Source organism: Photobacterium sp. R1, from assembly GCF_054600795.1.
Genome location: NZ_BAAHZP010000001.1, coordinates 1 through 16,253, shown reverse-complemented (window position 1 = coordinate 16,253; position 16,253 = coordinate 1). Strand labels below are relative to the sequence as shown.

Here is a 16,253-nt window from a genome sequence, read left to right as displayed (position 1 = left end):
TTGTGCAACATGATGAGCCAACACCGTTACTCGTTTCCGTTCCATCCACCGAGACCCATAATGAAACTGAGCCTAAAGCAAAAACTCATCGGTGCCAGCTTATCTGCTGTCGTGGTTATGGCAACCGCGCTGACCTGGCTGGCCGCAAACCAACTCAATCAACAAACCCAACACAGCATATTCAACCGTGCTGACAGCCTGAGCAAAACAGCCACCAAAGGGATCAGTGACTGGATTAAGATTCGACGTGATATTACCAGTGCCATTAAGCCTTATGTCACATCAGATGAACCAGTACCTTACCTTCAGCAAGCCCGTGACGCGGGCAGTTTTGATTTAACCTATTTCGGAACGCCATCGGGTAAAATGGTCCGCTCAAATCCGGAACGGAACCGCGCAGGCTATGATCCCCGCGTACGCCCATGGTACATCGATGCACAAAAGGCGAATCAACCGATCATTACCACCGCCTATCTGGATGCAATCACCAATGCGCCTATGGTAACACTGGCTGAGCCTGTCAATAAAAACGGGCAACTGATAGCCGTCATCGGTTCGGACGTGCTGATTGATCAGATGATCTCCGACGTGATCAGCCTGGATGCCGGGAAAAAGGCTTACGCCATGCTGATTAACACTCAGGACAACACCTTCCTTGCTCACCCTCAGAAGTCTCTGCTGCTCAAACCCATCACCGGATACAGCCAGGAACTGAACATGGGCGACATCCAGAAAGCGGTCAGTTCCCGCAAGCTGATGAACGAGGTCATCGATGGTGAAGACAAACTGTTTTACTTCACAGAAGTGCCGGGCACTCCCTGGATTCTGGGTCTGGAGATGGACAAAGACACAGAAGAAGCGAGCCAGAGCGAACTGCTGACCCGGCTGATTCTGACCTCAATTGTCATTACTCTAGCTGTACTGGCTGCGGTTGCCTGGCTGGTTGGCTACCTGTTCCGCGATCTGGGCCGGGTATCTGAGGCACTGGCAGAAATTGCGACCGGTGAAGGCGATCTGACGCAACGTCTGGAACCTCGCAGTGATGACGAAGTCGGCCAGCTGGCCCATAACTTCAACCGCTTTGTCGGCAACATGCACGGCATGGTGATGCGTTTGCGCGATGTGTCCCAGTCGCTGAGTTCTCAGGCGCATCAGACTGCGTCACAGGCCGAAGAACGCAGCACCCGGATTCGTCACCAACAGGATGAAATCAACATGGTGGCAACGGCCATCAATGAAATGGCTGCGGCAACGCAGGAAATTTCCGGCAATGCTGACAACACCGCGCGTACATCGACTGAAACTGTACTGGCAGCCGAACACGGCGCAAAACAGGTTGAACAAAGCCAGCACTCCACCACCAGTCTGGCCGGTGAAGTAGAAACCGCGACCGATGTCATCAGTGAACTGAACCATCACGCGCAAAGCATCAACACCATTCTGTCGACCATTCAGAATATTGCCGAGCAAACCAACCTGCTGGCGCTGAATGCTGCAATTGAAGCAGCCCGTGCCGGTGAACAAGGTCGCGGCTTTGCCGTGGTTGCCGATGAAGTTCGTGTCCTGAGTCAGCGCACGCATGCTTCAACTCAGGAAATCCAGCAGATGATTGAAACGCTGCAGCAGACCACAGGTCGTGCCGTCGGCATTATGAGCGACAGCCGTCGTCTGGCAGAAACCAGTGTGGATGACGCCAATTCAGCGTCTGCCAGCCTGACTCAGATTATTTCTGCGATTACCAATATCAGTGATATGGCCACTCAGATTGCTTCTGCCGCGGAAGAGCAATCTTCTGTGACCTCTGAAATCACCCGCAACACCGAAGGCATTCGCGATGTGTCCAACGACCTGGCTCAGGAAGCCAGCGAAGCGGCACAGCAGGCTGCGCAATTGTCAGATCTGTCTCATGAACTGCAACAGGAAATCAGCCGCTTTAAGCTGTAATCCCGGATTCAGCAAGACTGGCTTCAGAAAAGCAGATTCAGAAGTACCAACAAAAACACCCCAGACGGGGTGTTTTTTTATTCCGGGTCGTTAGGGTTATGCCGTAACGGCTATCCGCTGCTGATGCTTGATCAGCATAGCGATCACCGCACTGCCCGCCAGGAAGAAACAGTAATAAGAATGACTGACCACAGTCAGCGGGGATAAGCCGAAAACCGAACCCAGCAAAAGTCCCTGTGCGCCATAAGGCAGGATTCCCTGAATCACACAGGAGAATATATCCAGCAGGCTGGCCGAACGGCGCGGTGTCACCCCATTTTGTTCAGCAAGTTCACGGGCCACACCACCGGCGACGATAATGGCCACGGTATTATTGGCCGTACACAGATTCGTCAGGCTCACCAGACCGGCAATCCCCAGCTCACTGGCCTTCTGTGACTGATCCGCTTCCTTACGGCCAAAGCCGCCAATCATCCGGTTGATCAGCCGGGTCAGGAAAGCCAGTCCGCCCTGGCGGCGCATCAGCTCACCCATGCCGCCAATCAGCATGGAGAGCAGGAAAATTTCCTGCATGTTGCCGAATCCGGCATAGATATCCTGTCCCCAGTTCGCCAGACCATAATCAGGCACAGACAGCAAACCGACACCACCTGCCAGAATGAGCCCGAGACTGAGAACAACAAATACATTCAGACCGGCCACGGCCAGAACCAGAATCGTGATATACGGCAATACTTTCAGCCATTCAATGCTGGTCACTGCAGGCGCTTGCGTCGGGGTCGATTCAAACAGAAACAGCAGGATCGCGGCAATCGCGGCCGGTAACGCAATCGCAATGTTCTCACGGAATTTATCGCGCATCGCACATCCCTGAGAACGGGTTGCCGCAATGGTGGTATCTGAGATGATCGACAGGTTATCGCCAAACATAGCGCCGCTCAGAACAACCCCGGCAGTCAGCGCTTTATCCAGGCCCGCAGTCTCTGCAATTCCCAGAGCAACCGGCGCGACGGCAGCGATCGTGCCCATGGATGTCCCCATGGCGGTCGCAATAAATGCTGCGATCACGAAAATACCCGGCAGAATCAGACTGGATGGTAACAACGACAAACCAAGATTAACCGTGGCATCCACACCCCCGGTTGCTTTCGCGACGGCCGCAAAGGCACCGGCAAGCAGGTAGATCATGCACATTGCAATAATGTCACTGTGGCCGACACCCCGCATGAACTGTTCGATGCTCTGATTCAGCCGGTCTTTACTCAGCAGAATGCCCACCAGCACTGCAGGCAATGCAGCGACAGGTGCCGGTAACTGATAAAAAGCAAAGTCGACGCCCTGCCAGGTCAGATAGCTCCCCACCCCGATGAACAGAGCCAGAAAGACAGCAAGCGGTAATAACGCCAAAGCAGAGGGCGCTATGGTTTCCGAAGGATGTTGTGTTGAATCGTGCGACATGATCACTACAGCATATTATTTTGAATTGGCCGCATAGCCTAAGACTTACATCCACACGTGTCAACTTCTAGACGTCTAAACATCTAAATATGCATTTAATTGAAAAACTTTCAATAAATTAAACTTGCTGCATAGATGTCCGTAAAAACTAACCAGTTGAATATGTAACACTTATCGCTGACCGACAAATTTTTATCCTTATAACGTCAATAATCGGTCGCCAATAACCCTTAAATTTCCATATACAACAGTCGTATAGCTATATAGAATTCTCAGGATTATTTTTCCTCACTTGTCACATTTTTTGTGCAACAAATGAGAAAAAATCAACATCAGCTTCCGTTCCATCCATCGAGACTCACAATGAAACTGACCCTAAAGCAAAAACTCATAGGTGCCAGCTTATCTGCCGTCGTGGTTATGGCAACCGCGCTGACATGGCTGGCTGCGAATCAACTTTATCAACAAACTCAAAACAGTATTTTCAGCCGCGCTGACAGCCTGAGCAAAACTGCGACCAAAGGGATCAGTGACTGGATCAGCATTCGCCGCAGCGTCACCAGTGCCGTCAAACCTTATGTACAATCCTCTGATCCAGTGCCTTTCCTGCAACAGGCACGCAACGCTGGTGGTTTTGACGAAATTTATTTTGGTACGCCGGCCGGAGAAATGTTCCGTTCTTATCCGGAGCGTAACCGTGCAGGCTATGACCCGCGCCAGCGTCCCTGGTACATTGATGCCCAGTCCGCAAACAAACCAATCATCACCACGGCCTACCGTGATGCGGTGACCAATGCCCTGCTGGTCACCCTGGCTGAGCCGGTGAAGCAGAACGGTCAGCTGATTGCGGTGATCGGCTCTGACGTGCTGATTGATCAGCTCATCTCTGATGTGATCAGTCTGGATGCGGGCAAAAATGCTTACGCCATGCTGATTAACACACAGGACAATACCTTCCTGGCTCACCATGATCAGGGGCTGCTGCTGAAACCGGTCAACGGTTACAGCCAGGACCTGAGCATGAGTGACATCCAGCAGGCGGTCAGCCGCGGCACTATTATCAGCGAATCCATCAATGGCGCAGACAAGCTGCTTTATTTTGCCGAAGTTCCCGGCACCCCGTGGATCCTGGGCCTGGAAATGGACAAGACCACGGAAGAAGCAAGCCAGAGCCAGCTTCTGACTCGCCTGATCATCACCTCAATCATCATTACACTGATTGTCCTGGCAGCCGTTGCCTGGCTGGTCGGGTTCCTGTTCCGCGATCTGGGCCGAGTCTCTGATGCACTGGCTGAAATTGCGACCGGTGAAGGCGATCTGACGCAACGCCTGGAACCACGCAGCGATGATGAAGTGGGCCAACTGGCACATAACTTCAACCGCTTTGTGGGCAACATGCACGGCATGGTCACCCGCCTGCGGGATGTTTCCCAGTCGCTGAGTTCTCAGGCGCATCAGACAGCTTCTCAGGCTGAAGAGCGCAGCACCCGGATTCGTCATCAGCAGGATGAGATCAACATGGTCGCCACGGCTATCAATGAGATGGCTGCTGCAACCCAGGAAATTGCCGGTAACGCCGACAACACCGCCCGCACATCGACCGAAACGGTCAAAGCGGCTGAACATGGTGCCGAGCAGGTTGAACAAAGCCAGTCTTCAACCACCAGCCTTGCCGGTGAAGTGGAAACCGCGACGGATGTCATCAGTGAACTGAATCATCACGCGCAAAGCATTACCACCATTCTGTCGACCATTCAGAACATTGCTGAGCAAACCAACCTGCTGGCGCTGAATGCTGCGATTGAAGCGGCCCGTGCCGGTGAGCAGGGTCGTGGTTTTGCCGTGGTTGCCGATGAGGTCCGTGTCCTGAGTCAGCGCACGCATGCTTCGACGCAGGAAATTCAGCAGATGATCGAAACGCTGCAGCAGACCACTGGCCGTGCCGTCGGTATTATGGGCGACAGCCGTCGTCTGGCAGAAACCAGTGTGGATGATGCCAATTCGGCATCTGCCAGCCTGATTCAGATTATTTCAGCGATCACCAACATCAGCGATATGGCGACCCAGATTGCGTCGGCGGCGGAAGAGCAGTCTTCGGTCACCTCTGAAATCACCCGCAATACGGAAGGCATTCGCGACGTGTCAAACGAACTGGCTCTGGAAGCCGGTGAAGCTGCACAACAGGCGGCTCAGCTGTCTGAACTGTCACACGAACTGCAACAGGAAATCAGCCGCTTTAAGCTGTGATCCTTCCGGCCCGGTTAACAGACCGGGCCGGAATTCCTGAATAAACAATAAAAATTTAACAATAAAAAAGGGTGTCTACTGACACCCTTTTTTATTGGATTTTTGCTGCAAGCTGCGAATTACTGGATATCGATCGGCTCGAAGCTCTTCACCAGGTCATCCAGCTGTTTGATCTGGTTCAGGAATGGTTCCAGCTTATCCAGCGGGAAGGCTGACGGACCATCACAACGCGCTTCATTCGGGTTCGGGTGCGCTTCCATAAACAGACCGGCAATCCCAGCTGCCATTCCGGCACGCGCCAGTGTCACGGTTTGCTCACGACGACCACCAGATGCTGCGCCCAGCGGATCACGGCACTGCAGTGCATGCGTCACATCGAAAATGATCGGGCTGCCCTTCGATGCCTGTTTCATGACATCAAAGCCCAGCATGTCAACAACCAGGTTATCGTAGCCATGCAGCGCACCGCGCTCACACAGAATGATCTGGTCGTTATTGCATTCAGCGAACTTCTCGACGATATTGCCCACCTGACCCGGGCTCATGAACTGTGGTTTCTTCACATTGATCACGGCACCGGTTTTCGCCATCGCTTCAACCAGATCGGTCTGACGCGCCAGGAAAGCAGGCAGCTGAATCACATCAACCACTTCAGACACCGGCTGGCACTGATACTGCTCGTGAATATCCGTGATGATTTTCACCCCGAAGGTATCTTTCAGTTCCTGAAAAATTTTCAGGCCTTCTTCCATTCCCGGACCACGGTAAGAATGAACCGAAGAACGGTTTGCCTTGTCGAAGGAAGCCTTGAACACATAAGGAATGCCCAGCTTTTCAGTGACTTTGACGTAGTGCTCACAGATCTGCATCGCCAGATCACGCGATTCCAGAACGTTCATACCACCAAACAGCACAAAGGCTTTATCGTTAGCGACCTCAATGTCACCAATACGAACCACTTTCTGTTGCATGCTTCTACTCTTCTTTTCTGTCAATTCGTTCAGAACGCTCAGTGCAGCACCTGCGTCTGTGCACTCAGGACTTTCACCTGCAGCTTCAGCAGCTCGGCAGCCGGGTCTTCCGGGCACTGTTCAATGAAATAGGTATAGTCCATTGCGGCCGCATGACTGCATTCCAGTTGCTGATAAATATAGCCCCGGTCGCGGATTTCATGCGGATCCCCCGGACGTAACAGTAAAGCCAGATCGCTGCAACGCAGTGCGTCGGCATACTGTTCTTCTCTTAAGAGGGCACTTTTCAGCACAGTCAGCCAACGAGCCAGCACATCGGTATGGCTCGTAGCCGTGAGATAACTGTCCCGCCACGGTGCCAGCGGACCTTTATGGCCTTTCAGCCAGGCCCCCAGCGTTTTCTGACTGACAAACTCACCATCAAAAGGATTGATAAACTGGGTGTCGGCATCCGGCCAGTCAACGCGCAGAATATATTGGGTTGGAAAAGCGACGCCGGAAACCGGCAATTCAAGATGCTGGGCAATGTACATGAAGACGGCACCCAGGCTCACCGGGATCCCTTTGCGTCGCTCCAGTACCTTATCCAGATATGCGTTTTCGGCCGCATAGTACTGGTTGCGATCGCCGCTGAATCCCCATTCGCGGTAAAACAGGCGGATCAAGCCTTCCAGACGCAAATGCGGATTCGTTTCAGACATCAGGGCCGCTTCAGCTTCTTTCACCAGCTTGGCGAGCTGCAACCGTACCCATTGCGCAGGAAATCCGGGTTCCAGATCCATCATCAGATCAATTGCGCCTTCGACCAGGGTCACCGCTTCGTAATCTCGGCTTTCATCGTTGAACTGCATCTGTCTTACCCCAGCAATGGCAGTTTTGTCACAGCCAGCTTCCCGGCCATTGCTAACCAGCCCAGGGCTCCCAGGAATGCGAAAGTCTTAAAGACCTTATTTTTGCCATATTTCAGGGCAAAGAAACCCAGTGCTATATAGGCCAGCACGCAGGTCAGTTTTTCAGTCAGCCAACTCGCACCCGCAGTGAACGGAATAAAGCCAGTGTACAGGATCAGCGCAATACCGCTCAGCAGCAGAAAGGTATCCACCACATGTGGAGTCACTTTCAGGACTTTTTTCTGCAGCAACGGTGAATCTGCCATCATCAGGCCAAAACGGACGACAAACAGCAGAGCGCTCAGCGCGATAATCGTTAAATGAAAATGTTTCAGTGCTATGTACATCTGGTTTTTCTCTTTATCGTTTCCTTCGAATAATACCGACCCGATCGTAATGATCAGACAGACCAGCAGCCTAAGCTTACTCTGTCCAGGCCCGCATAATCCTGAACGGTCATCACTTCCTGATAACCGAGTTGTTCAAAAATATTCCGGACGGCTTCGCCTTGCTGATAGCCATGCTCCAGCAATAACCAGCCCCCCTGCGTCAAAAACTTTCTGCTTTGTTCGCAGATATGACGAATATCCGCCAGACCCGCCTCTTCTGCCACCAGCGCCGTCCGGGGTTCAAAACGGACGTCTCCCTGACTCAGGTGCGGATCCGCTTCGTCAATATAAGGCGGATTGCTGACAATGACCGCAAAACGCTCATCCTCAGATAACGGGCTGAACCAGCTTCCGCAAAGAATCCGGGCATTACTGATTTGCAGACGCTGACGGTTTTCTTCTGCCAGCACAGCCGCATCCGGCCGGACATCAATCCCGGTGAAGCGGCAATCGGGCCGTTCAGAGGCCAGAGACAGCGCAATCGCGCCTGTGCCGGTGCCCAGATCAAGCACGGCGGAGCCTGCCGGAATTTTTTCCAGCGCAACTTCAACCAGCCGCTCTGTATCCGGACGTGGGATAAGCGTATGAGGTGCAACTTTGAATGGCAGCGACCAGAACTCACGCTCGCCGACAATGTAAGCGACTGGCTCTCCGATCTGACGACGGGCCAGCAGCGCTGAAAATGCATCCGACTCTGCATCCGACAGCGCTTTTTCTGGCCAGGTCAGCAGATAACTGCGGGGCTTGCCAAGCACATGACACAGCAAAACCGCCGCATCAATTTGCGGACTGTCTGAGCCTGAAGCGGACAATTGAGCCACAGCCTGCTTCAGGGCAGAGTCAATCGAAGGGTTCATCAGTTTTGATCAGCCATGGCTGCCAGCAAATCAGCCTGGTGTTCCTGCAGAACAGGATCAATCAGACTGTTCAGCTCGCCTTCCATCACTTCATTCAGACGGTAAAGCGTCAGGTTAATCCGGTGATCCGAGACCCGGCCCTGCGGGTAGTTGTAGGTCCGGATACGGTCGGAACGGTCACCCGAGCCCAGCAGATTCCGGCGTGTGCTGGCTTCTTCAGCATGACGCTTTTCTTCCTCGGCTTTGATTATACGGGCGGCCAGAACAGACATCGCCTTGGCTTTGTTTTTGTGCTGGGAACGCTCGTCCTGACACTCAACCACAATGCCTGTCGGTAAGTGAGTAATCCGGATAGCAGAGTCTGTGGTGTTAACGTGCTGACCACCGGCACCGGATGCGCGGAAAGTATCAATTTTCAGGTCCCCGGCATTGATCTCCGGAATTTCCGCTTCAGGAATTTCAGGCAGAATCGCCACGGTACAGGCAGAGGTATGGACCCGCCCCTGAGATTCAGTCGCTGGCACCCGCTGAACACGGTGGCCGCCGGACTCAAATTTCAGGACGCCGTACGCCCCTTCTCCGCTGACTTTGGCGATCATCTCTTTATAACCGCCATGCTCAGCCGGGTTGGAACTCATCACCTCAACCCGCCAGCGGCGGCTTTCAGCAAATTTGCTGTACATGCGGAACAGGTCACCGGCAAAGATACCGGCTTCATCACCGCCGGCACCGGCACGGATTTCAATAAAGCAGTTGCGCTCATCATTCGGATCTTTCGGCAGCAACAGAACCTGCAGCTCATCTTCCAGACGTTCGATATCGCTTTTGGCCTGCTTGATTTCATCCTGCGCCATTTCGCGTAATTCCGGGTCATCCTCACCCGCCATTTCTTCCGCTGTGGCCAGATCTGACTGTGCCTGCTGGTAGGCGCGGAAGCATGTACTTACTTCCTCAAGCTGCGAATATTCCCGGGACAAAGCACGGAATTTATCCTGGTCAGCAATGATTGCAGCATCACCCAGCAAATGCTGCACTTCCTCATGGCGTTCAACCAGGGATTCTAATTTCGCTAAAATGGACGGTTTCATCATGTTTACAACGTCAGATCCTAATAACGACCCGCGATGCCCGCTCGGCATGGCGTGTCAGAAAATAATTCAGTTCGCGTTACCAGCACCTTGCGGCCCGGTTACTCTTTGAGGCCATCCAGCCCCAGGGTTTCACGGATCACAGCCAGTTTTTCCGGTTCACCGTCTTGCGCAGCCTGCTGCATTGCCTTGGTCGGCGCGTGGATCAGTTTATTCGTCAGCCGGTTGCTGAGCTCTGTCAGGACTTTTTCCGGAGAACTGCCGTTCGCCAGCGCCTGCAGGCTTCGGCTCAGCAGGTCATGCTTCACTTCATCAGCATAACAACGATATTGGCGGATACTGTCGACCGCTTCCAGTGAACGCAGCCAGTGCATAAACGCTGCACTTTCCTCACTGACAATCGCCTCAGCCTGAATCGCCGCCACTTTTCGCTGCTCGCGGTTCCGTTCCACAATACTCTGCAAATCATCCACCGAATACAGATAAGCATCTTCCAGCTCACCCACCTCAGGTTCAACATCCCTCGGCACGGCAATATCCACCAGCAACATTGGCTGATGGCGACGCATTTTCAGCGCCTTTTCAACCATTCCCTTGCCGACGATAGGCAGCGGGCTGGCGGTGGCGCTGATCACGATATCCGCCCGATGAATATGCTCCGGGATCTCCGGCAGGCTGATCACCTCTGCACCAAATTCATCGGCCAGCGTCTGCGCCCGTTCCAGAGTGCGGTTGGCGATAATAATCTTTCGGCAGCCGTGTTCCACCATATGGCGAGCCACCAGTTCAGTAGTCTCACCGGCACCGATGAGGAGCACGCTCGCTTTACTCATCGATTCAAAAATTTGTTTTGCCAGCGTACAGGCAGCAAATGCCACCGACACAGCATTGCCGCCGATATCGGTTTCTGTTCTGACTCGCTTTGCCACCGAGAATGCTTTCTGAAACAGTTTCTCCAGCATGCCGTGCATGACTTCATGCTTTCGCGAATCCGAATAAGACTGCTTCACCTGCCCCAGAATCTGCGGCTCTCCCAACACCAAGGAATCCAGACCACATGCCACACGCATTAAGTGCCTGACCGCCGCCTGCTCCTCATGGAAATACAGACTCGGCATCAGTTCTTCGGCAGGCAAATCATGAAAACGGCTCAGCCAGTCGATCATGACACCCGGGCCGGTGTGTGAAACATCGCAGTAAATTTCCGTCCTGTTGCAGGTAGAAACGATCACACCACTGCTTACTTCCGGGTGCTGTGCCAGTGTCTGCAGCGCTTCGGTCAGTTTCTCCGGCGAAAAGGCAACACGCTCACGCAGGTCAACAGACGCTGTTTTGTGATTGATTCCTAATGCAAGCAAGGTCATGGAGGTGGTGTTACCTACTTCTCGATGATAAAGATCCAGCGGCGCATTTTACTTGATGCCCCTGCGTAATAAAAGGATATGACTCGATTCTGTATGCCGGAACACGTTTTCTTGCGTCCCGGCAACGATTCAAAAACTGACTTTACAGACAATTTTTACAAATGTCATGAACCTGAGGCGTACAGATTCTGAAAATAAAGTCATGCTATGATAGCGCTTTAATGTATTTCTTAATGAAGAAGATAAACACGCAATTCAGCTCTTGCTGACATTCAGGGGAATTTTATGCAAAAGGCGTTTTCGCCCCTTTCTGCGCTGACTGATGGTCTGATGGCCGGACAGCGCTTTATCCGATCGCTCCGTCCGGCCCGAGCATTGTTCACGGGCAGCCTGATCATTTTACTGGCCGGTTGTACAACAACCCCAAAAACCAGTCAGATCACCACCGACTGGGAAACACACCAGAAAGCATTATCCGCCATCTCTGCCTTTCAGGCGAACGGAAAGCTGGGCTATATCAGCCCGGAGCAGCGCTTTACCGCAAACCTGAGCTGGAAAACCAATACGGGCTCCGATCATCTGCTGCTGACCAATTTTCTTGGTTCGACCTTGCTGAAGCTCGACAGCCAGCCGGGCCGGGCTGTTCTCATTGATAATGACGGCAAACGCTATCAGGGAAGCGATCCTGCGCAGTTGGTGCTGTCTCTGACCCATATCTCCCTGCCGATTAATCAGATGCGGGACTGGCTGCTGGGATTACCTACAGGTGCCGATACGTATCAGCTCAATGCTGAAAACCGGGTGGCCTATCTGGCAAAAGAAGTCAGAGGCCAGCTGTGGCAGCTTGACTACAACGCTTACGATGAAAGCGTCTCCCCGGCCTTACCCAGCAAACTGGTACTTTCGCAGGGTGATAAACGCATCAAACTGGTGATCAGCCGCTGGCAGACTCAAAAATAACAGACTCAGACTTCAATGATGAACACACAAACGACAAGCTGGCCTGCGCCCGCTAAACTTAATTTGTTTCTGTACATTACCGGCCAACGCCCTGACGGGTACCACGAACTGCAAACCTTATTTCAGTTTCTGGATTACGGCGACACCTTAACGATCACCGCCCGCCCGGACGATGTGATTACTTTAACGCCGGCCGTTGAAGGCGTGGCGCTTGAAGATAATCTGATTTACCGGGCAGCAGATGCGCTGCGCCGCAAAGCCGGGATTACCGCGGGAGCCGATATTGGCATCCGGAAAGTTCTCCCCATGGGCGGAGGCCTGGGTGGCGGCTCATCAAATGCCGCAACCGCACTGGTTGCATTAAACTTTCTCTGGCAAACCGGGCTCAGCACGGATGAACTGGCCGAAATCGGGCTGGCTCTGGGGGCGGATGTACCGGTTTTCGTCCGTGGTTTCAGCGCCTTTGCAGAAGGCATTGGTGAGCAGTTACAACCGGCAGAACCCGAGGAAAAATGGTACCTGGTGGCCAAACCTGAGGTCAGCATTGCAACGGTAGATGTATTCACAGCTCCCGATTTAACGCGAAATACGCCGAAACGCCAGTTAAATGTGCTGTTGGACAGCAAATACGAAAACGATTGCGAAAAAATCGTGAGAAGAATTTACCCTGAGGTTGATATGGCGCTTTCGTGGCTGTTAGAATACGCGCCGTCGAGATTGACCGGCACTGGCGCTTGTGTTTTTGCTGAATTTAGCTCTCAGCAAGCGGCTACTGCAACCCTGAAAAAACTACCCGACTGGCTCCGTGGTTTTGTCGCGAAAGGGGTGAATCAGTCACCTTTGATGACGGCCCTGAGTGAACATGCTGCAAAAAGTCAGTCAATACAACTTGGACGCAACTGAGGTTTACCCCGTGCCTGATATGAAGCTGTTTGCTGGTAACGCTACACCAGAGCTAGCCCAACGCATCGCTGACCGTCTTTACATTTCACTAGGAGACGCGACAGTGAACCGTTTCTCCGATGGTGAAGTCTGTGTTCAGATTAATGAGAACGTCCGCGGTAGCGACGTTTTTATCATTCAATCGACTTGCGCCCCTACCAACGATAACCTGATGGAACTGGTGGTTATGATTGACGCGCTGCGTCGCGCTTCCGCTGGCCGTATCACTGCCGTTATCCCTTACTTTGGCTATGCCCGCCAAGACCGCCGCGTCCGTTCTGCTCGTGTTCCTATCACGGCTAAAGTTGTTGCTGACTTCCTGTCGAACGTAGGTGTTGACCGCGTCCTGACCGTTGACCTGCACGCCGAACAGATCCAGGGCTTCTTCGACGTACCGGTAGACAACATCTTCGGTTCTCCGGTGCTGCTGGAAGATATGCTGGCGAAGAAACTGGAAGATCCAGTTGTCGTTTCTCCGGATATCGGCGGCGTTGTCCGTGCCCGTGCAACGGCAAAACTGCTGGACGATACCGATATCGCCATCATCGACAAGCGCCGTCCACGTGCGAACGTTTCTCAGGTGATGCATCTGATTGGTGATGTTGAAGGCCGTGACTGTATCATCGTGGATGACATGATCGACACTGGCGGTACCCTGTGTAAAGCTGCCGAAGCACTGAAAGAGCGCGGCGCACGTCGTGTCTTTGCCTACGCAACTCACCCGGTTTTCTCTGGCAATGCACCGGAAAACATCAAAAATTCTGTGATTGACGAGGTCATTGTGACGGACTCGATTACACTGTCTCAAGCCATGTTGGATACCGGCAAAGTCTCTGTTCTGAGCCTGTCTGGTATGCTGGCTGAAGCCATCCGTCGTATCAGCAACGAAGAGTCTATCTCTGCGATGTTTGAGCACTAATCGCTCAGAATAACTGAACGACAGCCAACACGCCTCGCCCAGTGCGGGGCGTGTTTGTTTTTATTTATCTCCTCAGCGGTGGTAACATAGCGCGCGTTTTGATCCCGACGACATAGAGAGACCAGCGTGAGTCAAAAAATCCGTTTACTGGTTGGCCTGGCAAATCCGGGTCCGGAATATGCCAAAACACGCCATAATGCAGGGGCCTGGGTGGTTGAAGAGCTGGCCAGAATCCACAACATCAGCCTGAAAAACGATCCAAAATATTTTGGTCTGACAGGCCGGATCCAACTGAACGGTGAAGATCTGCGTTTGCTGATCCCAACAACTTTTATGAACTTGTCGGGCAAGTCCGTTTCCTCGCTGGCTAATTTCTTCCAGATCACTCCGGAAGAAATTCTGGTCGCACATGATGAGCTGGATCTGCCGCCAGGGGTGGCAAAGTTCAAACAGGGCGGCGGCCATGGTGGCCATAATGGGTTGCGCGATATCATCAGCAAACTGGGCAACAACAAGAATTTCTACCGTCTGCGGGTCGGCATCGGCCATCCCGGGGACAAAAACAAAGTAACCGGCTTCGTACTGGGCAAAGCCCCTGTCGGCGAACAATCCATGATTGACGCTGCCGTTGACGAATCCGTTCGCTGCCTTGATATCTGGCTGAAAGACGGTCTGACCAAGGCACAAAACCGGCTTCATTCGTTCAAAGCCGAGTAAGTTTAATCTGACTTTTTCACCATCCCGCCCGAAAGCGGGATGCCGGAAGCATCACTAAAGGGTTTCAAGCCATGGGTTTTAAATGTGGTATCGTGGGCCTGCCGAACGTAGGTAAATCCACACTTTTCAATGCATTAACGAAAGCAGGCATCGAGGCAGCTAACTTCCCGTTCTGTACGATCGAGCCAAATACCGGCGTGGTTCCTGTGCCGGATTTGCGTCTGGATAAACTGGCGGCAATCGTCAATCCTGAGCGCATCCTGCCGACGACCATGGAATTCGTTGATATCGCAGGTCTTGTTGCCGGTGCTTCTAAAGGTGAAGGTCTGGGCAATAAATTCCTGGCGAACATCCGTGAAACCGATGCGATTGGCCATGTTGTTCGCTGCTTCGAAAACGACAACATCGTGCACGTTGCCGGCAAGATCAACCCGCTGGACGATATTGAAATCATCAATCTTGAGCTGGCACTGGCCGATCTGGATACCTGTGAGCGTGCCATTCAGCGCCAGGCCAAACGTGCCAAAGGCGGTGACAAAGATGCGAAATTTGAAATCACTGTACTGGAAAAAATGCTGCCGACACTGACTGAAGGTGGTATGGCACGTTCCGTTGAGCTGACGAAAGAAGAAAAAGCAGCGATTGATTACCTGAACTTCCTGACGCTGAAGCCAACCATGTACATCGCAAACGTCAGCGAAGATGGCTTCGAAAACAACCCGCATCTGGAAATGGTGATTGAACACGCCAGCAAAGAAAACGCCGTCGTGGTTCCGGTTTGTGCGGCAATCGAATCTGAAATTGCTGAGCTGGACGATGCAGATCGTGAAGAGTTCCTGGCAGATCTGGGCATTGAAGAACCGGGCCTGAACCGTGTGATCCGTTCCGGTTATGAGCTGCTGAATCTGCAGACTTACTTCACCGCTGGTGTGAAAGAAGTCCGCGCCTGGACCATTCCTGTCGGCGCAACTGCACCTCAGGCTGCCGGTAAGATCCACACCGACTTTGAAAAGGGCTTTATCCGCGCTGAAGTTGTCGGTTACGAGCACTTTATCGAGTTCAATGGCGAAAGTGGTGCGAAAGAAGCTGGTAAATGGCGTCTGGAAGGTAAAGATTACATCGTAAAAGACGGCGATGTGGTTCACTTCCGTTTCAACGTCTGATGCAAAGCGAAAAACCTACACTTCAGGGCCGGCATTTGCCGGCCCTTTTTTTGCGGAATGAGCAAGGTTGCTGATTTTTTACCCGCCAAATCACTGACCTAGCATGGCATTCGGTCATTTCGTCCAAATAACCACCGAACAAGCAGATTTTCTGGGGATTCTTAAAAAAACTATTGACGCTCCAGACAGGGATAAGCATAATGCGCCCCGTTCCCGAGACAGCGCCTGATGAAAAGGCAACAGTGAAAACTGGCTGAATCGGCATGATGGCTACGTAGCTCAGTTGGTTAGAGCACATCACTCATAATGATGGGGTCACAGGTTCGAATCCCGTCGTAGCCACC

General features: G+C 52.7%; 14 protein-coding genes and 1 tRNA gene. 8 read left to right on the top strand and 7 right to left on the bottom strand.

Annotated elements, in window-relative coordinates:
* Positions 1-60: 60 nt before the first annotated feature.
* Complete coding sequence (locus ACYP03_RS00075) at positions 61-1,944, top strand: methyl-accepting chemotaxis protein (RefSeq protein WP_459777954.1); 1,884 nt, start codon at positions 61-63, stop codon at positions 1,942-1,944.
* Positions 1,945-2,040: 96 nt separating this feature from the next.
* On the opposite strand, the gene ACYP03_RS00070 is transcribed toward ACYP03_RS00075, so the two are convergent.
* Entirely contained in the window at positions 2,041-3,402 is a 1,362-nt protein-coding gene (locus ACYP03_RS00070; RefSeq protein ID WP_459777953.1) for a Na+/H+ antiporter NhaC family protein, read from the bottom strand.
* Between the two features lie 363 nt (positions 3,403-3,765).
* On the opposite strand from ACYP03_RS00070, the gene ACYP03_RS00065 reads away from it, so the two are divergent.
* A complete protein-coding gene (locus ACYP03_RS00065) occupies positions 3,766-5,649 on the top strand; it encodes a methyl-accepting chemotaxis protein (RefSeq protein ID WP_459777951.1) in 1,884 nt (627 codons plus the stop codon).
* A 119-nt stretch (positions 5,650-5,768) separates the two neighbouring features.
* Here ACYP03_RS00065 and kdsA read toward each other — a convergent pair whose 3' ends face one another.
* The 6 genes from kdsA to hemA all read right to left on the bottom strand — a co-directional run bounded on the left by kdsA (position 5,769) and on the right by hemA (position 11,208).
* Positions 5,769-6,620: a 3-deoxy-8-phosphooctulonate synthase gene (gene kdsA / locus ACYP03_RS00060; RefSeq protein WP_248143457.1), complete on the bottom strand. Its 852-nt coding sequence runs from the start codon at positions 6,618-6,620 to the stop codon at positions 5,769-5,771.
* 38 nt (positions 6,621-6,658) lie between these two features.
* The gene (locus ACYP03_RS00055) at positions 6,659-7,471 is read right to left on the bottom strand and encodes a SirB1 family protein (protein WP_248143456.1); all 813 of its coding nucleotides are present in this window, start codon (positions 7,469-7,471) and stop codon (positions 6,659-6,661) included.
* 5 nt (positions 7,472-7,476) lie between these two features.
* The gene (locus tag ACYP03_RS00050) at positions 7,477-7,857 is read right to left on the bottom strand and encodes a SirB2 family protein (RefSeq protein WP_248143455.1); all 381 of its coding nucleotides are present in this window, start codon (positions 7,855-7,857) and stop codon (positions 7,477-7,479) included.
* A 53-nt stretch (positions 7,858-7,910) separates the two neighbouring features.
* On the bottom strand, positions 7,911-8,756 hold the full coding sequence (gene prmC, locus ACYP03_RS00045) for a peptide chain release factor N(5)-glutamine methyltransferase (RefSeq protein WP_459777948.1): 846 nt from the start codon (positions 8,754-8,756) through the stop codon (positions 7,911-7,913).
* Complete coding sequence (gene prfA, locus ACYP03_RS00040) at positions 8,756-9,844, bottom strand: peptide chain release factor 1 (RefSeq protein ID WP_248143836.1); 1,089 nt, start codon at positions 9,842-9,844, stop codon at positions 8,756-8,758. The genes prmC and prfA overlap by 1 nt, the downstream gene beginning before the upstream one ends.
* 101 nt (positions 9,845-9,945) lie before the next feature.
* The gene (gene hemA / locus ACYP03_RS00035; protein WP_330960828.1) at positions 9,946-11,208 is read right to left on the bottom strand and encodes a glutamyl-tRNA reductase; all 1,263 of its coding nucleotides are present in this window, start codon (positions 11,206-11,208) and stop codon (positions 9,946-9,948) included.
* A 285-nt stretch (positions 11,209-11,493) separates the two neighbouring features.
* Here hemA and lolB point away from each other — a divergent pair, with 285 nt between their 5' ends.
* From lolB to ACYP03_RS00005, 6 genes are all read left to right on the top strand, one after another.
* Positions 11,494-12,168 carry a lipoprotein insertase outer membrane protein LolB gene (gene lolB, locus ACYP03_RS00030; RefSeq protein WP_459777945.1) on the top strand — a complete coding sequence of 225 codons (675 nt, stop codon included), beginning with the start codon at positions 11,494-11,496 and terminating at the stop codon, positions 12,166-12,168.
* Positions 12,169-12,186: 18 nt separating this feature from the next.
* Positions 12,187-13,071, top strand: a complete 885-nt coding sequence (gene ispE / locus ACYP03_RS00025; protein ID WP_459778407.1) for a 4-(cytidine 5'-diphospho)-2-C-methyl-D-erythritol kinase — start codon at positions 12,187-12,189, stop codon at positions 13,069-13,071.
* Between the two features lie 10 nt (positions 13,072-13,081).
* Positions 13,082-14,029 (top strand): ribose-phosphate pyrophosphokinase, encoded by a 948-nt coding sequence (locus ACYP03_RS00020; protein WP_248143451.1) that lies wholly within the window; start codon positions 13,082-13,084, stop codon positions 14,027-14,029.
* Positions 14,030-14,155: 126 nt separating this feature from the next.
* Positions 14,156-14,746: an aminoacyl-tRNA hydrolase gene (pth, locus tag ACYP03_RS00015; protein ID WP_248143449.1), complete on the top strand. Its 591-nt coding sequence runs from the start codon at positions 14,156-14,158 to the stop codon at positions 14,744-14,746.
* Between the two features lie 71 nt (positions 14,747-14,817).
* Complete coding sequence (ychF, locus tag ACYP03_RS00010) at positions 14,818-15,909, top strand: redox-regulated ATPase YchF (protein ID WP_248143448.1); 1,092 nt, start codon at positions 14,818-14,820, stop codon at positions 15,907-15,909.
* 268 nt (positions 15,910-16,177) lie between these two features.
* Positions 16,178-16,251 (top strand) — tRNA-Met (locus ACYP03_RS00005).
* Positions 16,252-16,253: the final 2 nt, after the last annotated feature.

Bases quoted from the DNA above. Each gene is read 5' to 3' on its own strand.
- ACYP03_RS00075 (WP_459777954.1), top strand. From the start codon at position 61: ATGAAACTGAGCCTAAAGCAAAAACTCATCGGTGCCAGCTTATCTGCT.
- ACYP03_RS00070 (WP_459777953.1), bottom strand. From the start codon at position 3,402: ATGTCGCACGATTCAACACAACATCCTTCGGAAACCATAGCGCCCTCT.
- ACYP03_RS00065 (WP_459777951.1), top strand. From the start codon at position 3,766: ATGAAACTGACCCTAAAGCAAAAACTCATAGGTGCCAGCTTATCTGCC.
- kdsA (WP_248143457.1), bottom strand. From the start codon at position 6,620: ATGCAACAGAAAGTGGTTCGTATTGGTGACATTGAGGTCGCTAACGAT.
- ACYP03_RS00055 (WP_248143456.1), bottom strand. From the start codon at position 7,471: ATGCAGTTCAACGATGAAAGCCGAGATTACGAAGCGGTGACCCTGGTC.
- ACYP03_RS00050 (WP_248143455.1), bottom strand. From the start codon at position 7,857: ATGTACATAGCACTGAAACATTTTCATTTAACGATTATCGCGCTGAGC.
- prmC (WP_459777948.1), bottom strand. From the start codon at position 8,756: ATGAACCCTTCGATTGACTCTGCCCTGAAGCAGGCTGTGGCTCAATTG.
- prfA (WP_248143836.1), bottom strand. From the start codon at position 9,844: ATGAAACCGTCCATTTTAGCGAAATTAGAATCCCTGGTTGAACGCCAT.
- hemA (WP_330960828.1), bottom strand. From the start codon at position 11,208: ATGACCTTGCTTGCATTAGGAATCAATCACAAAACAGCGTCTGTTGAC.
- lolB (WP_459777945.1), top strand. From the start codon at position 11,494: ATGCAAAAGGCGTTTTCGCCCCTTTCTGCGCTGACTGATGGTCTGATG.
- ispE (WP_459778407.1), top strand. From the start codon at position 12,187: ATGAACACACAAACGACAAGCTGGCCTGCGCCCGCTAAACTTAATTTG.
- ychF (WP_248143448.1), top strand. From the start codon at position 14,818: ATGGGTTTTAAATGTGGTATCGTGGGCCTGCCGAACGTAGGTAAATCC.